Annotated in this window: 19 protein-coding genes and 1 pseudogene; 5 read left to right on the top strand and 15 right to left on the bottom strand. The window is 43.7% G+C overall.

Translation table 11 applies throughout. From position 1 onward, the window contains the following. Window positions 1–190: 190 nt before the first annotated feature. From MD588_RS10615 to MD588_RS10605, 3 genes are all read right to left on the bottom strand, one after another. Entirely contained in the window at window positions 191–1,357 is a 1,167-nt protein-coding gene (locus tag MD588_RS10615) for a methyl-accepting chemotaxis protein (RefSeq protein ID WP_265697173.1), read from the bottom strand. A gap of 774 nt (window positions 1,358–2,131) precedes the next feature. After that, entirely contained in the window at window positions 2,132–3,712 is a 1,581-nt protein-coding gene (locus tag MD588_RS10610) for a BCCT family transporter (protein ID WP_265697172.1), read from the bottom strand. A 491-nt stretch (window positions 3,713–4,203) separates the two neighbouring features. After that, complete coding sequence (locus tag MD588_RS10605; protein ID WP_265697171.1) at window positions 4,204–5,580, bottom strand: hypothetical protein; 1,377 nt, start codon at window positions 5,578–5,580, stop codon at window positions 4,204–4,206. A gap of 276 nt (window positions 5,581–5,856) precedes the next feature. Here MD588_RS10605 and MD588_RS10600 point away from each other — a divergent pair, with 276 nt between their 5' ends. Further along, entirely contained in the window at window positions 5,857–6,201 is a 345-nt protein-coding gene (locus tag MD588_RS10600; protein ID WP_265697170.1) for a hypothetical protein, read from the top strand. Between the two features lie 155 nt (window positions 6,202–6,356). Here MD588_RS10600 and MD588_RS10595 read toward each other — a convergent pair whose 3' ends face one another. Next, window positions 6,357–7,253 carry a LysR family transcriptional regulator gene (locus MD588_RS10595; RefSeq protein WP_265697193.1) on the bottom strand — a complete coding sequence of 299 codons (897 nt, stop codon included), beginning with the start codon at window positions 7,251–7,253 and terminating at the stop codon, window positions 6,357–6,359. Window positions 7,254–7,353: 100 nt separating this feature from the next. Between MD588_RS10595 and MD588_RS10590 the strand changes: the two genes are divergently transcribed. Both MD588_RS10590 and MD588_RS10585 read left to right on the top strand, forming a co-directional pair. Next, window positions 7,354–7,962, top strand: a complete 609-nt coding sequence (locus MD588_RS10590; RefSeq protein WP_265697169.1) for a short chain dehydrogenase — start codon at window positions 7,354–7,356, stop codon at window positions 7,960–7,962. A 20-nt stretch (window positions 7,963–7,982) separates the two neighbouring features. Continuing rightward, on the top strand, window positions 7,983–8,867 hold the full coding sequence (locus MD588_RS10585; protein ID WP_265697168.1) for an SMP-30/gluconolactonase/LRE family protein: 885 nt from the start codon (window positions 7,983–7,985) through the stop codon (window positions 8,865–8,867). A gap of 428 nt (window positions 8,868–9,295) precedes the next feature. Here the strand turns inward: MD588_RS10585 and MD588_RS10580 are convergent, their stop codons facing one another. After that, window positions 9,296–9,679, bottom strand: a complete 384-nt coding sequence (locus MD588_RS10580) for a DUF2703 domain-containing protein (protein WP_265697167.1) — start codon at window positions 9,677–9,679, stop codon at window positions 9,296–9,298. Window positions 9,680–10,218: 539 nt separating this feature from the next. Here MD588_RS10580 and MD588_RS10575 point away from each other — a divergent pair. Next, window positions 10,219–11,001, top strand: a complete 783-nt coding sequence (locus MD588_RS10575) for a hypothetical protein (protein ID WP_265697166.1) — start codon at window positions 10,219–10,221, stop codon at window positions 10,999–11,001. A gap of 122 nt (window positions 11,002–11,123) precedes the next feature. On the opposite strand, the gene rsgA is transcribed toward MD588_RS10575, so the two are convergent. From rsgA to MD588_RS10535, 8 genes and pseudogenes are all read right to left on the bottom strand, one after another. After that, window positions 11,124–12,170 carry a ribosome small subunit-dependent GTPase A gene (gene rsgA / locus MD588_RS10570; protein ID WP_265697165.1) on the bottom strand — a complete coding sequence of 349 codons (1,047 nt, stop codon included), beginning with the start codon at window positions 12,168–12,170 and terminating at the stop codon, window positions 11,124–11,126. A 239-nt stretch (window positions 12,171–12,409) separates the two neighbouring features. After that, a pseudogene (locus tag MD588_RS10565) lies at window positions 12,410–12,516 on the bottom strand (LysR family transcriptional regulator); the annotation flags it as partial. Between the two features lie 12 nt (window positions 12,517–12,528). Further along, window positions 12,529–12,981, bottom strand: coding sequence for an NUDIX hydrolase (locus tag MD588_RS10560; protein ID WP_265697164.1), 453 nt, complete (start codon window positions 12,979–12,981; stop codon window positions 12,529–12,531). 88 nt (window positions 12,982–13,069) lie between these two features. Next, on the bottom strand, window positions 13,070–13,477 hold the full coding sequence (locus MD588_RS10555; protein ID WP_265697163.1) for a GFA family protein: 408 nt from the start codon (window positions 13,475–13,477) through the stop codon (window positions 13,070–13,072). Window positions 13,478–13,728: 251 nt separating this feature from the next. Further along, window positions 13,729–14,583: an iron-sulfur cluster-binding protein gene (locus MD588_RS10550; protein WP_265697162.1), complete on the bottom strand. Its 855-nt coding sequence runs from the start codon at window positions 14,581–14,583 to the stop codon at window positions 13,729–13,731. Continuing rightward, window positions 14,576–15,640 (bottom strand): 4Fe-4S dicluster domain-containing protein, encoded by a 1,065-nt coding sequence (locus tag MD588_RS10545; protein WP_265697160.1) that lies wholly within the window; start codon window positions 15,638–15,640, stop codon window positions 14,576–14,578. Before MD588_RS10545 ends, MD588_RS10550 begins: the two co-directional genes overlap by 8 nt. 1 nt (window position 15,641) lies before the next feature. Then, window positions 15,642–17,732, bottom strand: a complete 2,091-nt coding sequence (gene fdhF / locus MD588_RS10540; protein ID WP_265697191.1) for a formate dehydrogenase subunit alpha — start codon at window positions 17,730–17,732, stop codon at window positions 15,642–15,644. A gap of 200 nt (window positions 17,733–17,932) precedes the next feature. Then, window positions 17,933–18,784, bottom strand: a complete 852-nt coding sequence (locus tag MD588_RS10535; protein WP_265697158.1) for a formate/nitrite transporter family protein — start codon at window positions 18,782–18,784, stop codon at window positions 17,933–17,935. Between the two features lie 297 nt (window positions 18,785–19,081). Between MD588_RS10535 and MD588_RS10530 the strand changes: the two genes are divergently transcribed. Further along, complete coding sequence (locus MD588_RS10530; protein WP_265697157.1) at window positions 19,082–19,936, top strand: hypothetical protein; 855 nt, start codon at window positions 19,082–19,084, stop codon at window positions 19,934–19,936. A 119-nt stretch (window positions 19,937–20,055) separates the two neighbouring features. On the opposite strand, the gene MD588_RS10525 is transcribed toward MD588_RS10530, so the two are convergent. Then, a complete protein-coding gene (locus MD588_RS10525; protein ID WP_265697156.1) occupies window positions 20,056–20,985 on the bottom strand; it encodes a carbamate kinase in 930 nt (309 codons plus the stop codon). 506 nt (window positions 20,986–21,491) lie between these two features. Further along, window positions 21,492–22,742: a hypothetical protein gene (locus tag MD588_RS10520; protein ID WP_265697155.1), complete on the bottom strand. Its 1,251-nt coding sequence runs from the start codon at window positions 22,740–22,742 to the stop codon at window positions 21,492–21,494. Window positions 22,743–22,850: the final 108 nt, after the last annotated feature.

Genomic DNA, 22,850 nt, shown 5'->3' with positions numbered 1-22,850 from the left:
AAAAGAATAACTGGTTGGGGTTGCTCTGTGGCTCAAATCAAGGCAGCTGCATTTTGATTTCTGCATCAATCCCCTCTCCAGCCCCCCGCTTTTTGCTTTGAGAATTTCTCTATTGATTTAGTTGATAAAGAGGGGGGAGGCTGTTGGATCATGCTGTGAGTTCTGTGCTTAGCAATACACACGTTAAGGGTTATTCTGTTTTAAATAACCCCAGCTGCCCTACGATGTTATCAGTAACTTCACTGAGGTAGTCCCCTTGTTTCTCAAGCTCTGCACAATCATTAGCATTAGAGCTGGAGAGCGTTTTTAATGCTTCAATGTCTTTACTGATATCTCCAACAAGCTTGTGAACATAATGGATATCAACACTATCACTTTCACAGTCTTGTCCAATCAGAGTCAAGATTTCGTTGATATTTTCACAGGCCACTTCTAGCCCTGATTGGCTGGATGTTGTGTAGTGAGATAATGATGCAATCGCCGCCGACTGAGTTTTCATCTGCTCACCAGCGTCAAGAACCGCTTCAGATATCCCAACAATTATCTGGTTAATCTCATCCAGACTTTCCTGAGTAGATTTGGCTAAGTTTCTCACTTCATCCGCCACAACAGCAAACCCTCTTCCATGTTCCCCCGCTCTGGCTGCTTCTATCGCTGCGTTTAAAGCCAAAAGGTTCGTCTGATCTGCCAGGTTATTGATGACCAGCACTACTTTTTCAATAGATTGTGTTTGCTTAGATAGCAGATGAAATTTGTTATGAAGCGCATCATTGTTTTGGATGTAAGTACCTATCTCCTTTACCATCATCCCCATAGTGCTGTTTGAAGTAAGTAAATCATCTCGGGTCAGCTCGACTTTTGAGCGCGTTTCTTCTGCTTTAGATTGAAGGGATATTGATGTCTTATCCAGGGTCTCAACTTGATTTGTTATAAAGCTGACTCGATTGTCTTGTTCCTGAATCCTGACCGAAATGTTCTGAGCTTTGACTTTGAGTAAATCGGATATTTCATCAGAAGTACTGGCCTGTTGTTGTATATCTACCAGGGCATTTTTCACATTGTCTCTGAAGGTATTGATAACATCGAGCACATTGCCCATTTCACTGTTGTACTTGCTGTTTATTTCGCAGGGCACAGAAAGGTCTTTTCTTTCAAAATTCTTCATATAGTTTGTGATATTTTCCAAAGAATCGACACCCCAAAACTTTTCATCGATATCATGGATAATCAAAAAAACAACCACAACATATTGAATGATTTGTGAAAATAGCACATCAGTGAAAAATGTCGCATTAACCAAAAGTGCAATTGAACCTAACCAGTGAATGAACCTCATTCGAATAAAGAGAGAACGCATATACATACAGCCCCATTGTAAGTGTTGTTTTTTATCAGGGAATTCGGCATATCTACTGGCTTTTATCCATTGTTAAGCTTGTATACTTGTCCTTGTTGTCAGTGAGTATTGAGATATTAACCGCCTCCATATCGCAAAACATGTTATATAACATACATCTGAGATGCAAGTTATATAACATATTTCCACAATAGACAAGACGGTTACGCTATCCTCAATTTCCTTAGGTCAGTGATTCTTATAATATCGGGCTGGGCTACGGCTGCGTTTGAGTGCCTCAGGCCTTTCTCTTTGAGTCGTTTTCGATGTCGGTAATCGCAACACTTCATCAACAGAATTTCATCAACACGGAAAGGGCCAGATTTGGATTAACATGCTTGTTAACCCAATGTCGAGCAATATAAAGACTGGGTGGGATACAACGAATGGTTACCGATGAACGCCTTGAGAGTAATGTTGGCTATGTGGATGGATCCCTACCCTTGGCGCCCCCCTTTCTATGAATAAACAACAAACGGCCTTATTGAGTATATACATAGCTGAATTATTGATGCATTCAACAAATAGTATGTGAATGCGCTTTAACTGTCACAAACTTTGGGATAAGAATAATTTTATCGTGCTACTTACATCATGTGATAAGAGCTTGTTAGAGCAGTCATAAAAATAACCAATCAGTCTCAACCTTTGGGTTGAGACTGATTAAGAAGCACCTCATGCTTATTTCAGGTCAGCTGAAACGACCAACATAACGATAGGCTTTCCGGCTAACCATTATCGGTATAAAGAACGTTCTGTTCTTAATCCCTTGATCAAGCTAACGCACATCAGCAACAGGACAAAAGTAAATGGCAGTGCCGTCGCCACAACACCAGACTGCAATGCCTGAAGCGCTTCTTTACCACCCACCCAAAGCATGACCGCCGCAATGGCTCCCTCAACTGATGCCCAGAAGATCCGCTGTGGAACCGGAGCTTCAACCTTACCACCAGCAGTGATACTGTCGATAACCAGAGAGCCTGAATCCGATGATGTGATAAAAAAGATCAGTATCAACACAATCGAAATAATGGAAATGGCAGAGCCAAATGGCAAGGCATCATAGACATGAAACAGAGTGAGAGAAATATCTGTTAAGCCTTGTGCTCCCAGCTCTCCAACCTTATTGACTACCTGATCAAGCGCAATTCCGCCGAATATTGACATCCAAATCATGGTCATCAGGGTCGGAATAAACACCACGGCGAACAAGAATTCGCGCACAGTACGTCCGTTAGATACACGCGCAATAAACATACCAACAAATGGTGACCATGAAATCCACCACGCCCAGTAGAATACCGTCCAACCGTGCATCCATGTCGTATCTTCACGACCATGAGGGTTGCTCAGACCAATGATATTTTCCGCATAAGCCATGAATGTTTCTGGCAGTGACAGCTTCGCAACATCAAAGCTGACATAAGTCACAAACAACAATAAGGCGAAGGCAAACAGCATATTGATGTTACTCAGCAACTTCACACCACCATCGATACCGCGCACTACCGAAACAATGGCAATCAAAGTCACGAATGCAATAACCACAAGCTGCATACCAATGCCGCCATCAGTACCAAACACATGATTAATACCGCTAGTAGCCTGCTGTGCACCCAAGCCAAGAGAGGTTGCCAAGCCAAACAGGGTGGCCAGTACAGCCATAATATCAATTACATGACCAAGCCAGCCCCAGGCACGATCACCAAAGACTGGATAGAACACTGAGCGAATTGAGAGCGGCAGCCCCTTGTTATAGGCAAAAAATGCCAACGCGAGCGCAACAATCGCGTAGATAGACCAACCATGGATCCCCCAGTGGAAGATAGTCGCCCCCATCGCGAGTGATTTCGCTTCTGCGGTGTATGGTTCTACGTTAAACGGCGTACCCCACCAGTTAGTAAAGTAAGCCGTAGGTTCGGCCACCCCCCAAAACAGAAGACCAATCCCCATACCTGCAGCAAACAGCATTGCCATCCATGAAACGGTTGAGTGCTCAGGTTTTGCCTCTTTGCCACCAATGCGGATTTTACCTAAAGGTGACAGCATCAAGGCCAGAGTGAAAAAAAGAAAAAAGTTGGTTGCCCACATGAAGAAGACGTCGAAATCTTCAATGATGCCGTTCTTTAAGCTATTTAGTGCCTCTTTGGCGGTGCTGGGCTCGACAACTAGCAGTGCCGAAAGGAACAAAAAGATAAGACCTGCGCTAATGCCGAATACGGGGTTATGAATATCAAAACCCCACTTTTGAATGTTGTCCTGACCCACCTGATAGTCGGTCGTTTCGATGCTGTATTTTTTTAAAATGCTATCCATAAATGATACTCAAACGTTCAATCCTTAATGCTTTTTTTTATCAAAAAGTAAAAGCAAAACGGCCTAAAGAAACAGAGATAATTAGACCACTAAATAAAAAACCAGCAAAAATGTTAACAGCAACGGCATCATTATTCAAATTTTGCTTGATTTATGGTGTTTTCATACTGTGCTGACAGGTTTTTCACACAATTATATGTTACGTGTTCTAAACGTTTTTCTTGTTGGATAAGTAAGGCCTAAAGCACCGCGGACGGATTTGATTATAATGTTGAACTGTAGATAAGAGAGGCGCTGAGTTCGATAGGGGAATCGAAAGGAGTCAGGCTCTGAATAGCCTTCGACTTACAAGACGTTTTGGCCTCTTAAAACCATAGCAAGGCTGCCATTCGGTGAGCTTATATTTCTTGCTGTATGGTTTGGTTAAGATGATGAATTGAAAGCGATAAAGCCACCTCTAAAAGAGGTGGCTTTGAAAAAAATCAGTTATATTATTTGGTATACAAGCCAGTGCCATCCCACAAGGTATCATGATTTTGTGACTTATGAACTTCAACAAGTTCATTGTCGTTATTCATGGCAATCGATGGTTCACGCCCTTTTGTATAATTAAGGTTATTTGACCATTCAATGGCACTATTCTTTATCACCCCACAAAGTTGCCATAACGAGCTGTTATTCTCTGACTGGTGTACTTCGAATATCCCGCCGTTGCGATTTATAGCTACTGAAGGAGTTATACCATTGTCATAACAATGAGACTCACCCCACTCGATTAAACCATCACTCAACATACCTACTCGGCACCAAAGCGTATCGTGATTTTCAGACTGATGAACTTCGACTACGGTCTTATCACCATCGAATGCTACCGAAGGCAATATGCCGCTATCGTATTGGTGACTATCTCCCCAATGGATCTCATCGCCATCTAATACTCCCACGCGGTACCATAATGTATCGTGGTTCTGAGACTTATGAACTTCAATAACCTGATTATCCGGCCCCATAGTGACAGAAGGAGTAACACCATCATCAAACTGATGACTTGCCCCCCACACTATTGCATCGCCAGATAAAGTGCCAACGCGATACCATAATGTGTTGTGGTTCTCTGACTGGTGAACCTCTACAACCTTATTGTTTGGCGCCATCGTAACTGATGGTGATACTCCGGTATCATATTGATGACTATCACCCCAGCTCACTTCCTTCCCTTCCAACGCCCCCATACGGCACCATAGCGTACTATGGTTCTGGGACTGATGTACTTCAATAACCCGGTTGCTGCTATCAATTGCGACTGATGGTGTTTGGCCATCGTCATATTGTGTAAACTCCTTAAGCAAAGGCTGGGCATCGGTATGAAAATAGTGAATACCAGACTGGGGGCTTTGCTGCCAAAGAGATCCATACTTAGCTCTTACAACACTTTCACCTGTCGCGATCCAAGAGTAATCACTATTAGTGTTATACATTACGGACATTTTTAGCTCATCCGTCACGGCAATAATTGTCACGTCTGAAGCACCAAATAAGGCTCCCCAAAAGCTTGGTGTTAGATAATTTAGAGGGTTTTCATACGTTGTCTTACTCAGTACATCTTTACACTGACCAGACTTAATCGTGATGCCATTTTTTTTAAAAAACTCGGTAAATTTTAACGCACTGCCAATTCCGTCGCCTAAAGCCTGAACGGTTTTAATAGCAGTCCAAACATCCTTCACAGCATTAACCGCACCAATTCCATCAACAGCCAAAAATGCAAGATCCGTAGATAAATCGGCCCAAACCCAATCCTGGTTTGGTGCAACCATCACATAAATATCTGAATCAAGATTATTTGCGAAGTGAACTGAATTAGACATGGTATCTCCTTTCTATTAGGACAATGATCGAGTAAAAGCATAGTCAAACCATATTAAGTTAATTTCATATGGTTGGTATAATTTCCTGATATATGACAATGCTCACAAGAATCACTTCAACGATACTGCTTCTTTCTGACAGAGCCCTCTCTCACTGATGTCCCTATTATTCACTTTGATATTCGCCACTTAAACTGTGTTTTAAAGGGAGCTTAGCGACAAGTTGTGCTTTATCCGTTAATATTTACCTCAATTAGAATAACAGGCTAAATTGATATGAAAATTTCCGTTGATGGTGGATCGTTTAAAGTCGCGATTGAGACTGAGTATGAAGGTTTAATTGCTGAAGCAACTGATATCTTTCAAGCAACACTAAAACAAGCTCAATCAAATGATAAGGCTATCTTACGGTTTCTACAGATCATTCTTGAGCACCGTGAAAGTGATGACGCTATTGGCTATGCTGTGCTTGGCTTGCTTGGCTGGTATAACGAGAAAATTGATCCTGTGGAAGATAAAGATATCGAGCTAAACTTACCTAAGATTTTGCCTCACCTTATTAATCCTGCTGGTGATCTCACTGCAACTAGCGAAAATGAAAAGAATACTTTTAAACACTAATTAATCATGTTTTGAAGCTATTCCGACATAATATGTTATAACCTGATTATTGAATATAGTCAGGTTTCCTCCTGTTATTTTTCTCTTCTTTATTGCCAGCCCAACACATATGGGGACATTTCACCCTACCCCTACGCCGTTATAAATATCCAATCTCATATCATGTATAAGCTGTTAGATTTCAGCCATTGGGTTACCGCAAGATTAAAAGTAACCAGCTTGTTGGGTGTTATTCGCCTTTGCGCATATATAAGACTTAGTTTATGAGCTTTTACTGACCATTCAGGGAAAACATGAACAAGTTCACCATTATTGAAATGATCTTCAACTTGATAATACGGCAAGCTAGCGACCCCCATCCCCTGTCTCGCTAGCTCTAATATTGAATTATAAGTATTGGAGCGAAGACTCCCTGTCACTTCAACATTATACTTTTGTTCGCCTTTGATAAGCTCCAGCTGATTCCAGCGCTCATTTTGACTATTGAGAATGAAAGCACATTGATGAATATCTTCGATCGCTGCCAGCTTATTCGCTTTTGCGTAATTTGCACTGCAAACCAGTACATTTCGGATGAAGCCCAGATCTTTGGCAATGACATCGTTTGGCAATTCATCATAAGCTCTAAAAGCCACATCAAAATCCCCAGACTCAATTTTCTTCTTTATGGGGCCAAAATCGAAGACTAAATCCACCTTCGGGTATTGCTTTCTAAAAGATGGGATCACATGGCGACAAAGCGCCCGGCCAAACTCAATGGGTGCTGTGACTTTCAGGTCACCAGTGACTTCCTGCGTAATATCCTTTACACGCATTTCTGCCTCGGTGGCCAGTAACTGAATTTGCTTCGCTTTTGTATATAACTCCTCACCTACTTCGGTAAGACTGATCGAACGGGTAGTCCGATGAAACAACCTTGAGTTCAATGCTTCCTCAAGTTTCTGAACATGACGAGACACCAGGCCTTTAGACACATCGAGTATCTCTGCGGCTTTAGTGAAGCTACCTTCTTCGGCTACCACAAGGAATGTCTGCAAATAAGTCAGATTCATCAATTAACACCATTTAGTAAACAGTGCGCTCATTTTCTGTTGTTTTTCCCATAAACACAACCAACTAAGATACAAAATGTAAACAGAAAGGAGTTAAACGATGAAAATTCTCGTAATTGGTGCATCGGGCACAATTGGCCGCGAAGTTGTCGAAGCGCTGGCTGCAACACATGAAGTTGTGAAAGCTGGCAAAGGCAGTGGCGATGTACAGATTGACATTACCAACCCAGCCTCAATCCGCTCGGCACTTGATTCAATAGGCCAGCTGGACGCAATCATCTGTGCTACTGGTGACGTTGCCTTCAACGCTTTCGCCAATTTATCGCGTGAAGAATGGGATGTCGGTATTAACAGCCGATTAATGGGGCAAGTGAACTTAACCCAGATTGGTGCCGAATACCTGAATGATAACGGCAGCATCACGTTAACAAGCGGCATTATTGCTGATTATCCGATTGCGTATGGTACGAGTGCTGCCACACTCAACGGTGCAATACAACATTTCGCCAAAGCCGTATCGAACGAGTTACCACGAGGTATACGCATTAATGTAGTAAGCCCATCTGTGGTCACCGAATCACTGAATACATACGGCGACTATTTCCCTGGGTTCCACGCCATCGATGCAAAGGATGTCGCCAAATCCTATATCCGCTCTGCATTAGGCATTGAATCAGGACAAACATTTAAAGCCTTCGCAGGCAACTGAGTTAGCAAGAGGTATGTAAGATGAAAAAAGTCATGTTCATGGCCGCAGTAACGGCCTTCTCCATTAACGCTTCAGCTAGCTCTGTTGTGCAAGATGCTCCAATCCTTATCGGTGATTCTTTCGGGTTTGTGGAAGGCCCGGTATGGGATGCGAAGCACCAGCGCTTCCTATTTAGCGATATACCAAACAACAAGACATATTCATATGACTTGAAAGGCACACTGAGCGTCTTTGATGAAAACTCTGGCTATGCCAATGGCCTTGCTATCGATCCAAAGGGAAACCTTTGGGCAGCACGTCATGACAGAAAGCTGTCATACCTACAAAATAATGGCGAAAAAGTGATCGCTGCAGCAACATACAACGGCAAACCTTTAAATAGCCCGAATGATGTGACAGTCAAAAGCGATGGAAGTGTTTGGTTTACCGATCCTCCGTTCGGCATTCAAGGATATGGTCCGCAAAAAGCAGAAGAAGAGCAACCAGTCAGAGGTATTTATCGTTACTTAGATGGCGAGTTCCAACTGGTGTCCGGGGTTTTGAAGTTACCCAATGGTATTGCATTTTCTCCTGACGAATCATTCTTATACGTTGCTGACACCTCGGATGGCTGGGTTTACCGCTTCACCGTAAACGGTCAGGCAATTGGTGATAAGACCCCATTTGCTAAGGTTAATGCGCCTTCTGCATCAGAACCCATGGCCGACGGCGTTGAGGTTGATCAGAAAGGTAATGTTTATGTCGCTGGGCCAGGTGGTGTCGGTGTTTTCGACAAAAAGGGTCACCAGATTGACTACATTGCCATCGATGCCGGTCATATCAGTAACCTCGAAATTGGCGGCAAACACCAAGACCTATTAATGGTGACTGCATACAATAAAGTGTTATTATTCAAGATGAAATAACAACCTTTCATGATTGATGTGCAACCAACCTGATTAGATCTGTTGCTTCAATTCGATAACAAGAGAGTTACCTGCTTTGATTAATATCAGTACAATTAATCAAAGAAAAAGGGAGCTCTCTTTTTTATAATGATGGTCTCGCCAGTAACAGCAAGCTCCCCCCCCCTCAAATAGACTGTTATAAACACGCATAATATTACTACATTAGTAAAAATATTCCGAAAAAGTAGACAACAATGTATGCCGATGATGAAACGTAAATCACTTCGGGGCAATTGCGTATTGAATAATTCGCCCTAATCCGTACGGCTCGCATCAGGATGCACTCTCTATTGTTAGGCCGAGTAACGCCAACCGAAACGACGCGATCTCAGGAGCGTCTGACTACGGATAGGTAACGCAACTAATGTACATGTTAAGCAATTTTCTTAGCAGCATTGAGTAATTTGACATACAACCTGACGAATAAGAGATGCCGGAATTCCTCCATAGGTATTACCCCCAAACTCTATAATCCGACATGAAGTAGATTTGCCAGTAAGTTCGCTACATGACTCGCAGTGACTTTCGGATGCCCGAGCTGCAGGTAGAAGCTCTTCTATCGGCTTGCCATTGAAGAGAATGAGATTTGACTCTGAGGTGTTCTTTGAAGTTAATTTTGTTTCCTTAAACTTTATCTTCCACCCCATTGATTTACATTCTTCCATGAGTTTCCCAATGGCTTCTTGGAGTGCTTTGCCTGTACTAGAACACCGAGAGCAAGTTTTGCCTTCCATATCAAGATGTTTCCATTCGATTTCCAGTGTCTTCACTTGTGCCTCCCATGATTGCCTAACGGATGACATAGACTGAAGTGGTACGGTGAATTTGGCCACTTAATAAAGTGTGTCATTTTCATTAGGTAAAATGATTACTCAAACATTTTGGTATAAGTAAAAGTAGTTCAAATTCACCGCGAAGTTCTGAAAAAACTATGGCGTAACTCACTTTGGGTACGAAACCGAGCGGAAAGAATAGTACCCAAGTTTCTGATTGAAACGATTTGACATACCTCCCCAATATTACCAAGCCTAATCACTGATAGCAGGATATAAATGAGCAAGTGTTCTAAACAGGAGTGAGGCAATAGCAGTACAATAACAATGCTTGCAATTTGAAGCTTCAAGAGATGCCAAGTGAGATTGAATCTATATGGTTAATCACTTACATAACAGCGAATCTGCATTTAGTTAAAAGCATTAAATATACCCTCAACTAAATGGAAATATGCGACAGCAATCATAAAAAGAACACCAATAAACTTTTAAACTTAGTCAGCCAATTTTGGTGGTCTTAATAAGGAATGGCATTAATGCCTCAACCGGCTATTGGAAGTCAGTGGTTTAAATTTGATTTCCACACTCATACACCCGCTTCAATTGATTATCGTGATCAAGAAATCCCTAATGAAGTGGAGTGGCTAAAAGCTGTAATGCAAGCCGAAATAGACTGTGTGGCCATCACTGACCACAACTCAGGCAGTTGGATTAACAAACTGAAAGAAACATATATCAACCTGGATAAGTCTGAACAATGGTATCGGCCACTACATATTTTTCCAGGGTGTGAAATCACGATATCAACCGGAGCCAGTAGTATTCATTTACTGGCACTTTTTGACCCAAGTGTAGATTCAAATCACATCACAGTACTGCTTGACGCATGCGGCATTTGCGATGATTTTGGCGATCCCGAAAGAACATCGTCTACCGAGTCGCTTGAAACCATTATTGCAAAAGTTAAACAAGCTGGAGGACTTTCAATCCCTGCCCATATCGAGGGTTCAAAAGGTCTGCTAGAAAATGTTCGAAATATTAACCCAGATATACAGAAATCACTCAACCTAATTGATGCTGCGCAATTCCTAAAGACTACTCATCTCGATACCGTCCATCCTGAACTGAAACAAGCGGCTTCTCACATCGCGGTCGTTCGTGGTTCTGATGCTCATTCCATAATAGATCTTGGACGTAGTTTTACGTGGGTAAAAATGGATATCCCGTCCCTGACAGCTCTTGAATTCGCTCTTAAAAACAATGATCTCTGTATTCTGAATCAGGAAGAAAATCCTAATATGGCGTCGATAGAAAATTAGGACAGCTTTGAATTACAAGAAATGCTAAGAGCGACCTACTCAAAATGGCTTTGCGGCAGATTCGTGTTTACACGGTATCTACTAGCGCCTAACTTGGTGGCTAGCTAAATTAACCACTGGCCTTAATGCCCTTTCTTACGATAACGCAACTCACTTTGTACATTATGAATCATTTTGCCAAACGCTCTGTCTTTCGCACGCTTTTCGGCCAGTGTCGCGCTATTGAACGCTTGCTCACGCATTAATTTCTGATAATTGTGTAAACGTCGTGATTGTAATGAGCCATCGCTGATCGCGGCTTGTACTGCACATCCCGGCTCTGCGGTATGGCTACAGTCATTAAAACGGCATTGTTCGGCTAGTTTCGTGATCTCGCTGAATGTCTCATTGATCCCTTGCTCACAATCGCTCAGTTGAAGCTCACGCATTCCCGGGGTATCCATCAAAAGCCCGCCTTGTGGCAGCCACTTTAAGGAGCGGAACGTGGTTGTATGACGACCTTTACTGTCATCTTCGCGAATTTCACCGGTTTGCAATACCTCGCTTCCCATTAGTCCGTTCACTAAAGTGGATTTTCCTACACCTGATGAACCTAAAAGTGCCAATGTTTTTCCATGTTGGCAGTAACCTGCAAGTTCTTGGAGGTGCTCATTATCAAGGGCATTAATTGCATGCACCATCATAAACGGATCTAGAGCCTGAACTTGTTGGCGCTTACTGTCGGGATCGGGACACTGATCCGCTTTGGTTAAAATAATGACTGGCTCTACCTCTGCCTCCTTGGCAACCGCAAGGTAGCGTTCAATTCGGCTTAAATTAAAGTCATCATTTAATGAACACACAATAAAAACACTGTCTATATTGGCTGCAATTAGCTGAGTTGCAACTCTTGATCCCGGCGCTTTGCGCAGAAACAGAGACTGACGATCAAGGTGACGATGCAATCTATGTGATTCATCGAATAACACCCAGTCTCCCACGCACACGCGCTCAGTCTTGGGAGATTGAGTTAAACTCACTTGCCCTTGCTCACCCATCACCACCACATTACTACGATGCTGTTCAATCACACGAGCAATACTGAGACGATTAAATTCATCGAGGCTCAGCTGCTGTTGAAAAAATGGTCGCCAACCTAATTGAGTTAATGATGGTGTTGAAACTGTCATACGGTTTATCCCCGAGTATATTTTGTGTATCACATGCCATACCTAGCGCACTTCCGTGCTCAAAATTCAATATATGGACTTTCCTTAAATTAGGGATCACACCATAAACTATGAAGCACTAGACAGGTCAAGGCTAATTTCCAAAAGCGCCACACTCACCTTTCGAAGCCGATTTACTATACCCAGTAAATCTAGCTGCCATTTATTGAAGGGCCCCACTTTCGGGGCCATTTTTATTATCAGCCAAGTTTCGCGTCCCAATATGGCAGGCTGTCATAGTACTCAGAAAAATAGTTAATAAAGGCTCTGACCTTGGTGCCAGCAGGCGCGAGCTGGGATACATGGCCCTGCTCGCCAATTAGATAATTTTCACCTTTAGGTAAGGTGACGGCTCATTCAGTACAAAATTATCCCAAATGTGGTCGTAAATTTCCCTTTGTCCCGGAAATGAAACTAAAGCTTTAGCTTCATCTAACGTACACCAACGGTATTCAGTGTGCTCAGGGTTTAAAATTACTTCTTGATTCGGTGGACACGAAACAACAAAAACAGGGATAATTTCAATGACATTCAAATTAGCTTCATAAAACTGCTCGAGACATTGAGCATTATAGAGTTCACCAACATTTATTTGAGTCTCTTCATAGAACTCCCGAATAATTGTCTGCCAACCTGTTTCATTACCTTCAATTGACCCGGCAACGTGACACCAAAAACCACCTTTTGTGCGCTTCATTAAAAGTATTTTCGTTTCACCATCAATATTTGAAAGCGCCACACCTGATACCACAGCGGCTCTGATTGGGATCATTTTATACTCTCTTATTTTCAATAATTTTCTTTTTCTGAGCGTCGGCTGAGTAACACTTACTCTCTTGTTATACGTATGCCAACGTGGTCTACGGTTTTACAGGCCCTTGCTCAAACTGCTTCAAACCGTCAGTAATTTCATTCCAAGGGGCTTTAGAAGCAACAAAGATATGAAAATTGGGTTGGTGTGTAGGTATGTCGTTTAAGATACCCAAGCGGATATTATGTTTACCGCCTGTTATTTTACGTGAGTAGAGGCTAGAGCCACAGCACTTGCAAAATGCTAGCTCAGTTTCCTTACTTTTTTGATAAGTTGAGACATATTCTTGACCAGCTTTTAAGTTGAATTTTTCAGAGCTTAAACCACCAACAGATGAATAATCTGACCCTGTAAACTTACGACATTCTGAGCAATGACAATTCCCCATATACTCAAATTCATCTGGGACTTCTATTTGTACCTCTCCACAAAGACAAGAACCAACTAACTTTCTCATTGTAATTATTCTCCCTGACGTACAACGCAGTTATGCAGTTAAAGATCGTATTCCGACGATTAACTGCCGCACTTCAATTAGCTGAGCATTGTAGTTGGCAAAGGTGAATATATGCAATCATGTTAGTTAGGTTGGGCGAGGAGAAAGTCATACTTCGCCATATGACACCACCAGCTAGTAAGGTGTCACCTATTTCGAGTGTGTGGCGCAGTTTGATTGCGTAAGCTACTTTCATCAGGAGTCGTGGCAGCTTACCCCGTACCTTGCACCATGTACTGCTGTAGCTCGTCCCAGCGAAAAGTGGGGCCATCGGTACAGGCATATTTATTTTTCAGATAGCAGTGGCCACATGTCCCTACGGCGCAATGCATGCGGCGCTCGATAGACAGGTAGATTGAATGATCTGACAGACCAAACGCGACTAGGTATTCTGCCATGGAATACATCATGGCTTCTGGCCCCGCAAGTAACGCTACCTCCGGTAATTCACCAAAACTATTGAGTACGGTAGGCATAATATCAACAGGGGTGCCGATATATTCATTGTCATCACCGTTAGTCGTACCGTCTTCAATCATATTGTAGACCGGTATAATATGCTGCCAGCGCTCCCGCTCAGGGTTCAGCATCTGCACCATGCGGTTTCGCGCACCATACACCACCGTCAACTGAGTATAGTTTTGCTGATCGATTAGCTGATTCACCACACTCACCAAGGGAGCAAGCCCACAACCGCCCCCCACCACCAAGACACGCTTGTCGGCTATGCCGTTCATCGGCCAGCCTTTTCCAAACGGCCCCCGCGCACCTAGGATCTGACCGGCTTCCAGTTCGAACAGCGCCGATGTCACTGAGCCCATACGACGCACCAGAGCTCGGAAATGCCCAGTCTCATCAGGAGCCTGGGTAAAGGTAAAGGGAGCCTCTCCCACACTTGGCACACAAAGCATAAAAAACTGTCCGGCCTTAACATGTTGCCAGTGGTGAGCGATACCCTGGCTTGCTGCTTCCGGCTCAGCTAACAAGCGAAAATTAAAGTGGCGGGCATGTTCACCATCATCATAATAATCAACTAACTGGATAGCCGTAGGAGTGAAATTATGCATCGTCGACGATCCTTTTCATTATCGAATGGACACCAATAACACCAGGGCAAGTTTGTTCGCAACGACCACACCCAATGCAACCATAACGACCAAAATCCGGTACGAAGTCATCGCTGAATTTGTGGTACCAAAAGCGTTTTACCCGCTCTCCGGCCAGCCCGGCAGGGTTGTGAAAACTCGCTTCGCGCTGGAAGCCTTCATAGAGGCAGGAATCCCAATAACGCAGCTTTTGGATTTTCTGTACGCCACCGTCTAAGCAACTTTCGGCCCCGCTTGGGCTCGCTTCTTCATTCCCCGCCCATTCATTGCGGCTTTGAGTACCGTAGCAAGAACAGGTTGGACAAAGCGTGGTACAACCCGAGCAACCGATGCATTGCACCGCAACCTGCTGCCAAAAGTCATCCGAGATATCATCATTATTAAGCTTCTCTATCCCTGCCTGAATATACGAATGGTCCTCAAACTCCTGTTCGCAATGACTCAGGTTTTCCCAGCGCAGACTCATCTCGTGCGGTGGTGCGGAATTAAGTGCCAATCCATCCAATGCCTCCTTGCCAAGCGCGGTAATAACCACCAGCAGCCACTGGCCATCTGGTAGCGGGTGCAAAATCAAATCGGCAGTCTCATCTCTGACACCGGGGCCGGCATTAACCGCGAGACAAAATCCTTGCTCACAAGGATGAACGCAATCCAAACCGACCAATAACCCTTTTTGACGACGCGCCTGATAATAAGGGTCATCTTCAAAAAAGATATCCTGATAATGGATAGCCATCAAATCGCAACTCTGTACGCCAAACAGAACAAATGGCTCTGTCTCCGGGATTGTTTCACGGAAAAACTGTCCATCAAACACATACAGAGGTTCCTGCTCAGCAAAGAAAAAGCGCTTAGCCGAACTCATTGGTTTCTGGTGGATTAACGCAGGGATCTCTCCCACATCAATATACTGCCAGTGCGCGTTGCTATCACCGTTGTCGACAACCTGATAGAACTGGCGGGCGCGGGACAAATGCAGTTGTAATTCCTCTAGCGACTCGAGCAAATATTGTTGCATCCTATTCTTCCTCCAATAAATGCTGAATATCTTGAGGCTCTTGCCCCTCAGGGAGACGATATACCTGAACCGCACAAGCTTTCAGCTCCGGCATCTTGGTTATCGGATCCTGAGCCGTATTCGTAAGCTGATTCGAGGGAGCTTCTTTGAAGTGATAAGGCATACTCACCAAGCCGGGAGGGACGTCATTGGTGAGCATTGCCCGTGTCTCAACATAACCACGACGAGACCTTACCGCGACAGGGGAATGCAGTTGAATGTTAAGTGCCTGTGCATCCTTAGGATTAATAAATAAAATCCCTGCCGGGGTTTCACGCTCCAGCAACGGAGATTTGCGGGTCATGGAGCCACAACCGTAATGAAAATGAAGACGGTTAGTGGTCAACAGTAACGGAAACTGCTCATCGGCAGGCTCATCAATTTCAACATAATGGACAGGCGTCAGTTTAGCTTTCCCTATCGGGAAAGTATCACGGTGCAAAACCTGGGTACCCTGCGGTGCATCGTTATTGCATGGCCACTGTATACCGTGTGACCGACTGATTTCGTCATAGGACATGCCCTGATAAGACGGAGTCAGCGAGGCCATTTCTTCAAAAACCTGCTCGCTGCTCATCCAGTTCAGTTGCTGACTGCCGAGCTTGGCCGCCAAGGCACTTAGCCACTGCCAGTCGCCCATCGCCGAGCCAAAAGGAGCCAAAGCTTGTGAAATCTGCTGAACTCGTCGCTCACAATTGGTAAATGTGCCGTCTTTCTCGGCAAACGAAGCGGCAGGAAGGACAATATCGGCTAGCTTGGCAGTTTCGGTCATCGTCAGTTCAGCCACCACCAGCAAATCCAACGCCTTAAGCGCCTCTTTGACATGGTTCTGATCCGGGTCAGTTACCACCGGATCTTCACCGAATAGAATCAGCGCACGAAAGTCACCGGCCAATGTTGCTTTGGTCATTCCCAGCGATGTTAAACCCGGTTGATCGGCAACGTTTTCTCCCCAAGCCTGCGAAAATTTTTGCCGTACAGCAGGATCGTCAACAGCCTGATAACCGGGATAAACGTTAGGCAAACACCCCATATCGCACGCTCCCTGCACGTTATTTTGACCACGCAATGGGTTGATTCCGGTGCCAGGCCGCCCGATATGGCCACATACCAAGGCAAGATCTGCAAGGGCTATAACATTTTGGGTACCACTGACAAACTGAGTGATCCCCATGCCATAAAGAATCATGGCACTTTTCGCCTGACTATAGAGCTGAGCGACTATCCGAATCAGCTCTGCACTGACGCCGGTACATTCTTCGACAGATTCAGGAGTCACCGTTGCGACATTACGCGCGAGTTCGTCAAAACCTTCGCAGCGTTGCTCGATAAAATCTTTATCATGCCACTGATGCTCAATAATCACCTGAAGCATGGCGTTAATAAGGGCAATATTGGTGCCCAGTTTGAGCTGTAAATGCCAATCCGCCACTTTGGCCAGTCTGGTCACTCGCGGATCGATAACAATGAGCTTGGCACCTCGACGTTGTGCCTCAAAAACCTGCCCGCCCAACACGCTGTGATTTTCCGTCGGATCGGCACCAATCACGACGATCACATCAGTTTCAAACAGATCCTTGGTACTGTTGGTCATCGCTCCGGATCCCAACGCCTGCTTCAAACCAGCAACGGTGGGGCTATGGCAGATCCGCGCACAGTGATCGATATTATTGGTTTTAAGTACTGCTCGGGCAAATTTCTGGGCGGCATAATTATCTTCGTTTGTCGCCCGGGCACTGGAGATCACCCCAACCGCTTTGGCACCCGTTTCATTAAGGATGTCGCTGACTGTTTCGCTGATCGTAGTTAGTGCCTCATCCCAGCTAATGGGAACAAACTGATCCTTGATACGCTTTAGTGGCTGGGTAATTCGATTATCTGGACGAATAGCATAGGCCGTACTCCAACCCTTTTCACACAACTTACCGTGGCTGATCGGATGATTGGCTTGCGGCTCAACGCCCGTCAGATTTCCCTGCTTGTCTATTTTCAAGCAAATTCCGCAACCCACACCGCAAAAAGGACAAACGGTTTTTACAATCGAGGAAGTCATAGTCATTGCGCAACAAATTATTGTGATGGGCTGAGTATAGCAGCCAATATAAATAGCAACTGAGCAAGGGCTGAGAATAGTCTAAAAATCTAGAGGGTTAGGTATCTCAGATTATTGAAGCATCAGATTTTAAAAGCCTCTGCAGCTTACAGAAATACCTCTCCTCTCTCCTACTCCGCTAGTAATTATTGGAGTTAACGTTATGGCTTATCGCTTGGCTTCTCGGGCTGAGTTTGAGTCGGTGCTCTTTGATAGATAACGTGATAAACCAATCCGACCATCACGCTGCCACCAATAAGGTTACCAAGGATCACTGGCACTAAGTTTCCCAGAAAACCTAACCAGGTCACCGAGTCAGCCGCAACACCTGTATCCGTAAACGCCTTTAGCAGCATCCCCAGCGGGATAAAGAACATATTGGCGATACTGTGCTCGAAACCTGCCGCTACAAATGCCGAAATGGGAAAGATGATCGCAACGGCCTTGTCAATCACACTACGTCCTGCTAATGCCATCCATACCGCCATACAAACCAGAATATTACACAGTACTCCCCGAAAAAAAGCGGTCCAAAATGGCAGGCTACATTTCGCTTCCGCTATTTTTAGGTATGTTTCTGCAATGGCCCCCTGATTCATCTCGGTGTGGCCGGAAAGAAATACCAGAAGTGCCAACCCGGCAGCACCGATAAAATTAGCAAAGCAAACAACGACCCAGTTGTTCAGCAACTCGGTCGTTGTTATTTTTCCATCCGCCCAAGCCATTGCCAGTAAGTTGTTACCGGTAAACAATTCGGCCCCGGCGACAATGACCAACAGTAATCCCAGAGAAAAACACAATCCGCCAAGCACCTGAGCAGTGGCAAAACTGAAACTGGCATCTGATTTGACCAACGCATAATAAAGCCCGCCCAAACCGATAAAACCACCAGCAAGCATCCCTAACATCAACATAGACAAAAACGGCAAACGCGCCTTGGCCACACCAATAGTATCGACCTTATCGGCAATTTGCTTCGGCGAAAATGCATCAAACCCAAAAATGTCAGCCATACTAATTCCTCGATATCAAGATGAATGACTTGAGTGTGCCCTCTATACCCAATTACTGGGTATAAACCACTAGACTCTATTCCTGCTAGATATACTTAAATTGCTTAGGTATAAAGCCAGTGTAGTTGTATATCGGCTTCCGCCTAGTACTCTAGGTCGAAAGTTGTACCAAACATCACCTTATTAATGACAAACGACTAATCGTAGTACCTTGCCTTAGTTTCATTTTTACTCTCAACTCCTAGACACCTTATATACTTAAGAGTATTTGATAAGTAGATACAGGTAGCGTTGCCTATGCATGTTCGTCAATTCAAATCGTTAGTTCCCGGAGCCATAGCTGCCCCATTTGTTATTAGCTGTAGTAGCGCGCCAGATTCAATCTTTTTCTACAATCAATACCGCTTTTTTGACTCAGCCAAGAGTTTCATTAACCTCAATGAGGCTCGAAGTAGCGGTGCTGTCGTCGATAAGGGGCTGTTCTACCCCAAAAGTGCTTTTTCCTTTACTTACCGTTATTGTGCTAATAGCCCGCAAGAAGCTCAAAATGATATACAAGAATTCCAACAATTGGCCAAGCGAGTTTGCGATGCCAATACCAACCAATTGATCCATCAGGATACCGGCACTTGGTGTGTCTATAATGCCAATACAGTAGATGAGTTCCCTCTTTTTTATGCCAAAATATCAAGTACTGAACTCTGGGCCGATCTTTGCTTAGATGGTCCATTCGTAACAATAAAACTCATTGAAAATACCAGAGCATGGCCAGAGAAATGGTATGAAGCGGCGAAAGTACTGGGCTACCAGCCTTATTCTGTCCATCGTCAGCTTGTTATACCCACTTCAGACCATGGACAGCTATATCAATCACCGAAAGAGCCCATTTCCACTGAGCTATGGAATGAGGAAAGCCAATATATCTATTCCCATATCGGCTCTACTGTCTGTTTATATAACCGCCCCGTAGACTCTGCAATTGGATATACCTACATTGGTACTGTCCACAGTGTAAAAGATGGATTGGTCAAAGTAGCTACTAAAGCGAAATATAAAGGGGATATTAGAACTGCTCCGGCACTGGAACAACTTGAATGGCACTCTATGGCTTACATTACCGCAGCAGCAAACTCATGGTTTGTATGCGGGTAGTTTGTTTATTAACTATTGATAATACAATTTGGCAGGGCTAATCGTTAAAAGCCTCCGCATATGAAAATATACGAAGGCATTTATAAATGGTTAGATATTTAATCCGATAATATCAGCGATTAATAGTAAACAATCCCCTCGCCTTGAGTTACCAAAGTGCCAGCTTCATTATTAATAATCTTATCTAGGTCAAATAGCGAACCAATTGCGGAGCTACCACGACCAGTTTCTACGAATTTACAAACCGCTTCAATTTTCGGTCCCATCGAACCCGCAGGGAAATTAAATTCAGACAAACCAGCTGGAGTTGCCTGCTTCATTTCTGCCTGATCTTCTTTACCATAATTACGGTAAATTGAGCCATCGGTCAGGATAATAAACAAGTCCGCATTAATCTTTTCAGCCAACAGCTCAGCAGTCAGATCTTTATCAATAACACATTCAACACCTGTGCTTTGATTATCTTCAATACATACAGGTACACCGCCGCCGCCACAGGCAATAACCAAATTTCCCGCCTGCAGCAAGGCCTCAATCTGCGGAAGTTCTACAATATCCTTCGGCATCGGAGACGGTACAACACGGCGATAGTAGTCACCATCGGCTTTAAAGGTCATTGATGTTTCTGCCATGATCTCTTTGGCACGTTCCGGGGTATAAACTGGGCCGACAAATTTAGTCGGATTTGCAAATGCCGGGTCTTCTTTACTCACTTCTGTTTGGGTAACTAATGTCGCAATATCAAGTGACATATCGATATTACGCAACTCCTGTTGAAGCATATAGCCAACCATACCGCAGGTTTGTGACCCCAAAACATCCATCGGATAAGGTGTTGTCTCTGGCGAATATTCTTGATACGCCGCATTTTGTTCCATTAATAAACCCACTTGTGGTCCATTTCCATGTACAACCACAATTTCATGTTCCTTCGCGATAGCTGCAATACTTGCTGCAGACTTCTTGATATTCTCACGTTGGTTTTCAGCAGTTAAAGCTTGGCCACGAGCTAAAAGTGCATTGCCACCTAATGCTAATACTATGCGCATATGATCGTATCTCCTATATTTATTAATGGAGTTATAGTTTTATTCTTATAGGATATCTCTATTTAAATAACGAGTATTATTGAATAAAAGATATTAGAAGTAATATTTTAACTTAATTAACCCTTCAGGTGAGTTAATTAATGTAGCGCTATAGTAGGCGAAAACAATTAATGGGAATGTGATAGGTATCAAACTACTATTTCACTAGAAGTGCATGTCTCCTGCAAAAAATCATTACTATGCGATTAATTATCCGTGAATATGCGTTTCATCTGGCTAATAGAGTGGTTTTTTTATGAACAATTCGTCAATAGTGAATATTATCTCAGCCAATAAAATCCCCTATCCGCATACTTTGTTTCAAATATGATGAGTTGATCACAATAAGTTCTGTCAAATGAAAGCTGTGCGAAATTACAGCATTAAACTCTTCTCTTTATTAAAATACTCTGGCAAATGCTATAAGCATGCACCAGAGTTTATTTATCTCCTTAATAATCAATTAATTACAGAAATACCGTCACATCATTAAACACTAATTCTTCAATATCATTCACAGTATTAACACCATCCCTGCTATCGACTAAATCGGTAATCACAACGATGCCGTCCTGCTGTTTATCAATGATGTATTGCGATGAATTACCAGAGAACAACACTTTATTTGTGCCACTGTTTCCGGTGATCTTGTTATCAAACTGATTGACAATCACATTAGATGCATTACTTCCAGTTAATGTGACATCTTTCAGGTACTGTGAATGGTGGGTATAAGGCTTTTTCGGATCTAACCTCAGGCTAAAATCCCCCTTAAAACTTTCATCAATTCTCGCATTATAGGTGAGGTAAGGATGAAAGAACTTGTTGGCCATAAGCTGTGCTCCGAGCATATCTTCAGATGAAATTTCTGCTCGTGTTTTGGCAATATATAGCCCCCACATACCATTTGTATTACTACCTGACCACGCCCCCCAAAGGCCGTAAAAAGAATCCACAACTGCAGCCAAATATTCCTGGGATAAACTGTTTTCTGCGGTGAGCTCTTGGATCCAGGCCTTATTACCTGAGCCAATTCCCCATAGGTTGTCAGTTAATGCTCTCACCTGCGCACTGCGAATCTCAGCTTGGTAGGCCGGCAGGGCGCCAACAAAACGCTCGTTTTGATCGACTCCTATCCCGTAGTCGTGAACCATATGCAGAATTTCTTCAAAAGCCGCATCACGGTGATCATAGTTCTGATTGATATACCAACTATGTCCTTCGACCTGAATTTCGTTCTGATACAGGGGCTGGCCATCAAGTTCTGCGGCAGGGTTAGTTCCATCATCACTACCATTCAATAACAATAAAGTAGCATTGTTTTCTGTCATCTTATTAGCGATGGCTGTTTTATTAGCGCCATACACCGAGCCCGAATACGGTGCTAAATAGTGCTCAAGTATCGAGCGCGCCCTTACGATCTGATTATCAGAGAGCTTATCTTGAGCAACAATATGAATGGCTTTGCCATTCGATGCCATAACCTTGGTGTAGCGGTTAAATTTCAGCTTACTACTGAAAGTAACCGAAAGATTTTCCGGCACACTAGTAATACCTAATTCCAGTGTCTGTGCAGATAGGCCGTTACTGTTAACCGCAGTCTGATTGGAGTGACCTGCTGATTGAGCAGAGTTTGAATTACAGCCGGGTAGGCTCATTATAGCTAAAGCCATTACAAGAGGGGAAAGACATCCTATTTTCACTTTATTACTCTCCATCGGTAAACTTACATATAGTTTGCCAGTTATATTCCAACATTGAGTAAGGCTGTGTATGTATCTTCTTTGAAATGTATGCCATCTTCAAGGATACGTAAGCTGACGTAA

The sequence above is a fragment of the Photobacterium obscurum genome (genome assembly GCF_026191635.1).
GTDB lineage: Bacteria > Pseudomonadota > Gammaproteobacteria > Enterobacterales > Vibrionaceae > Photobacterium > Photobacterium obscurum.
This window is presented reverse-complemented; position numbering and strand designations above follow the sequence as displayed.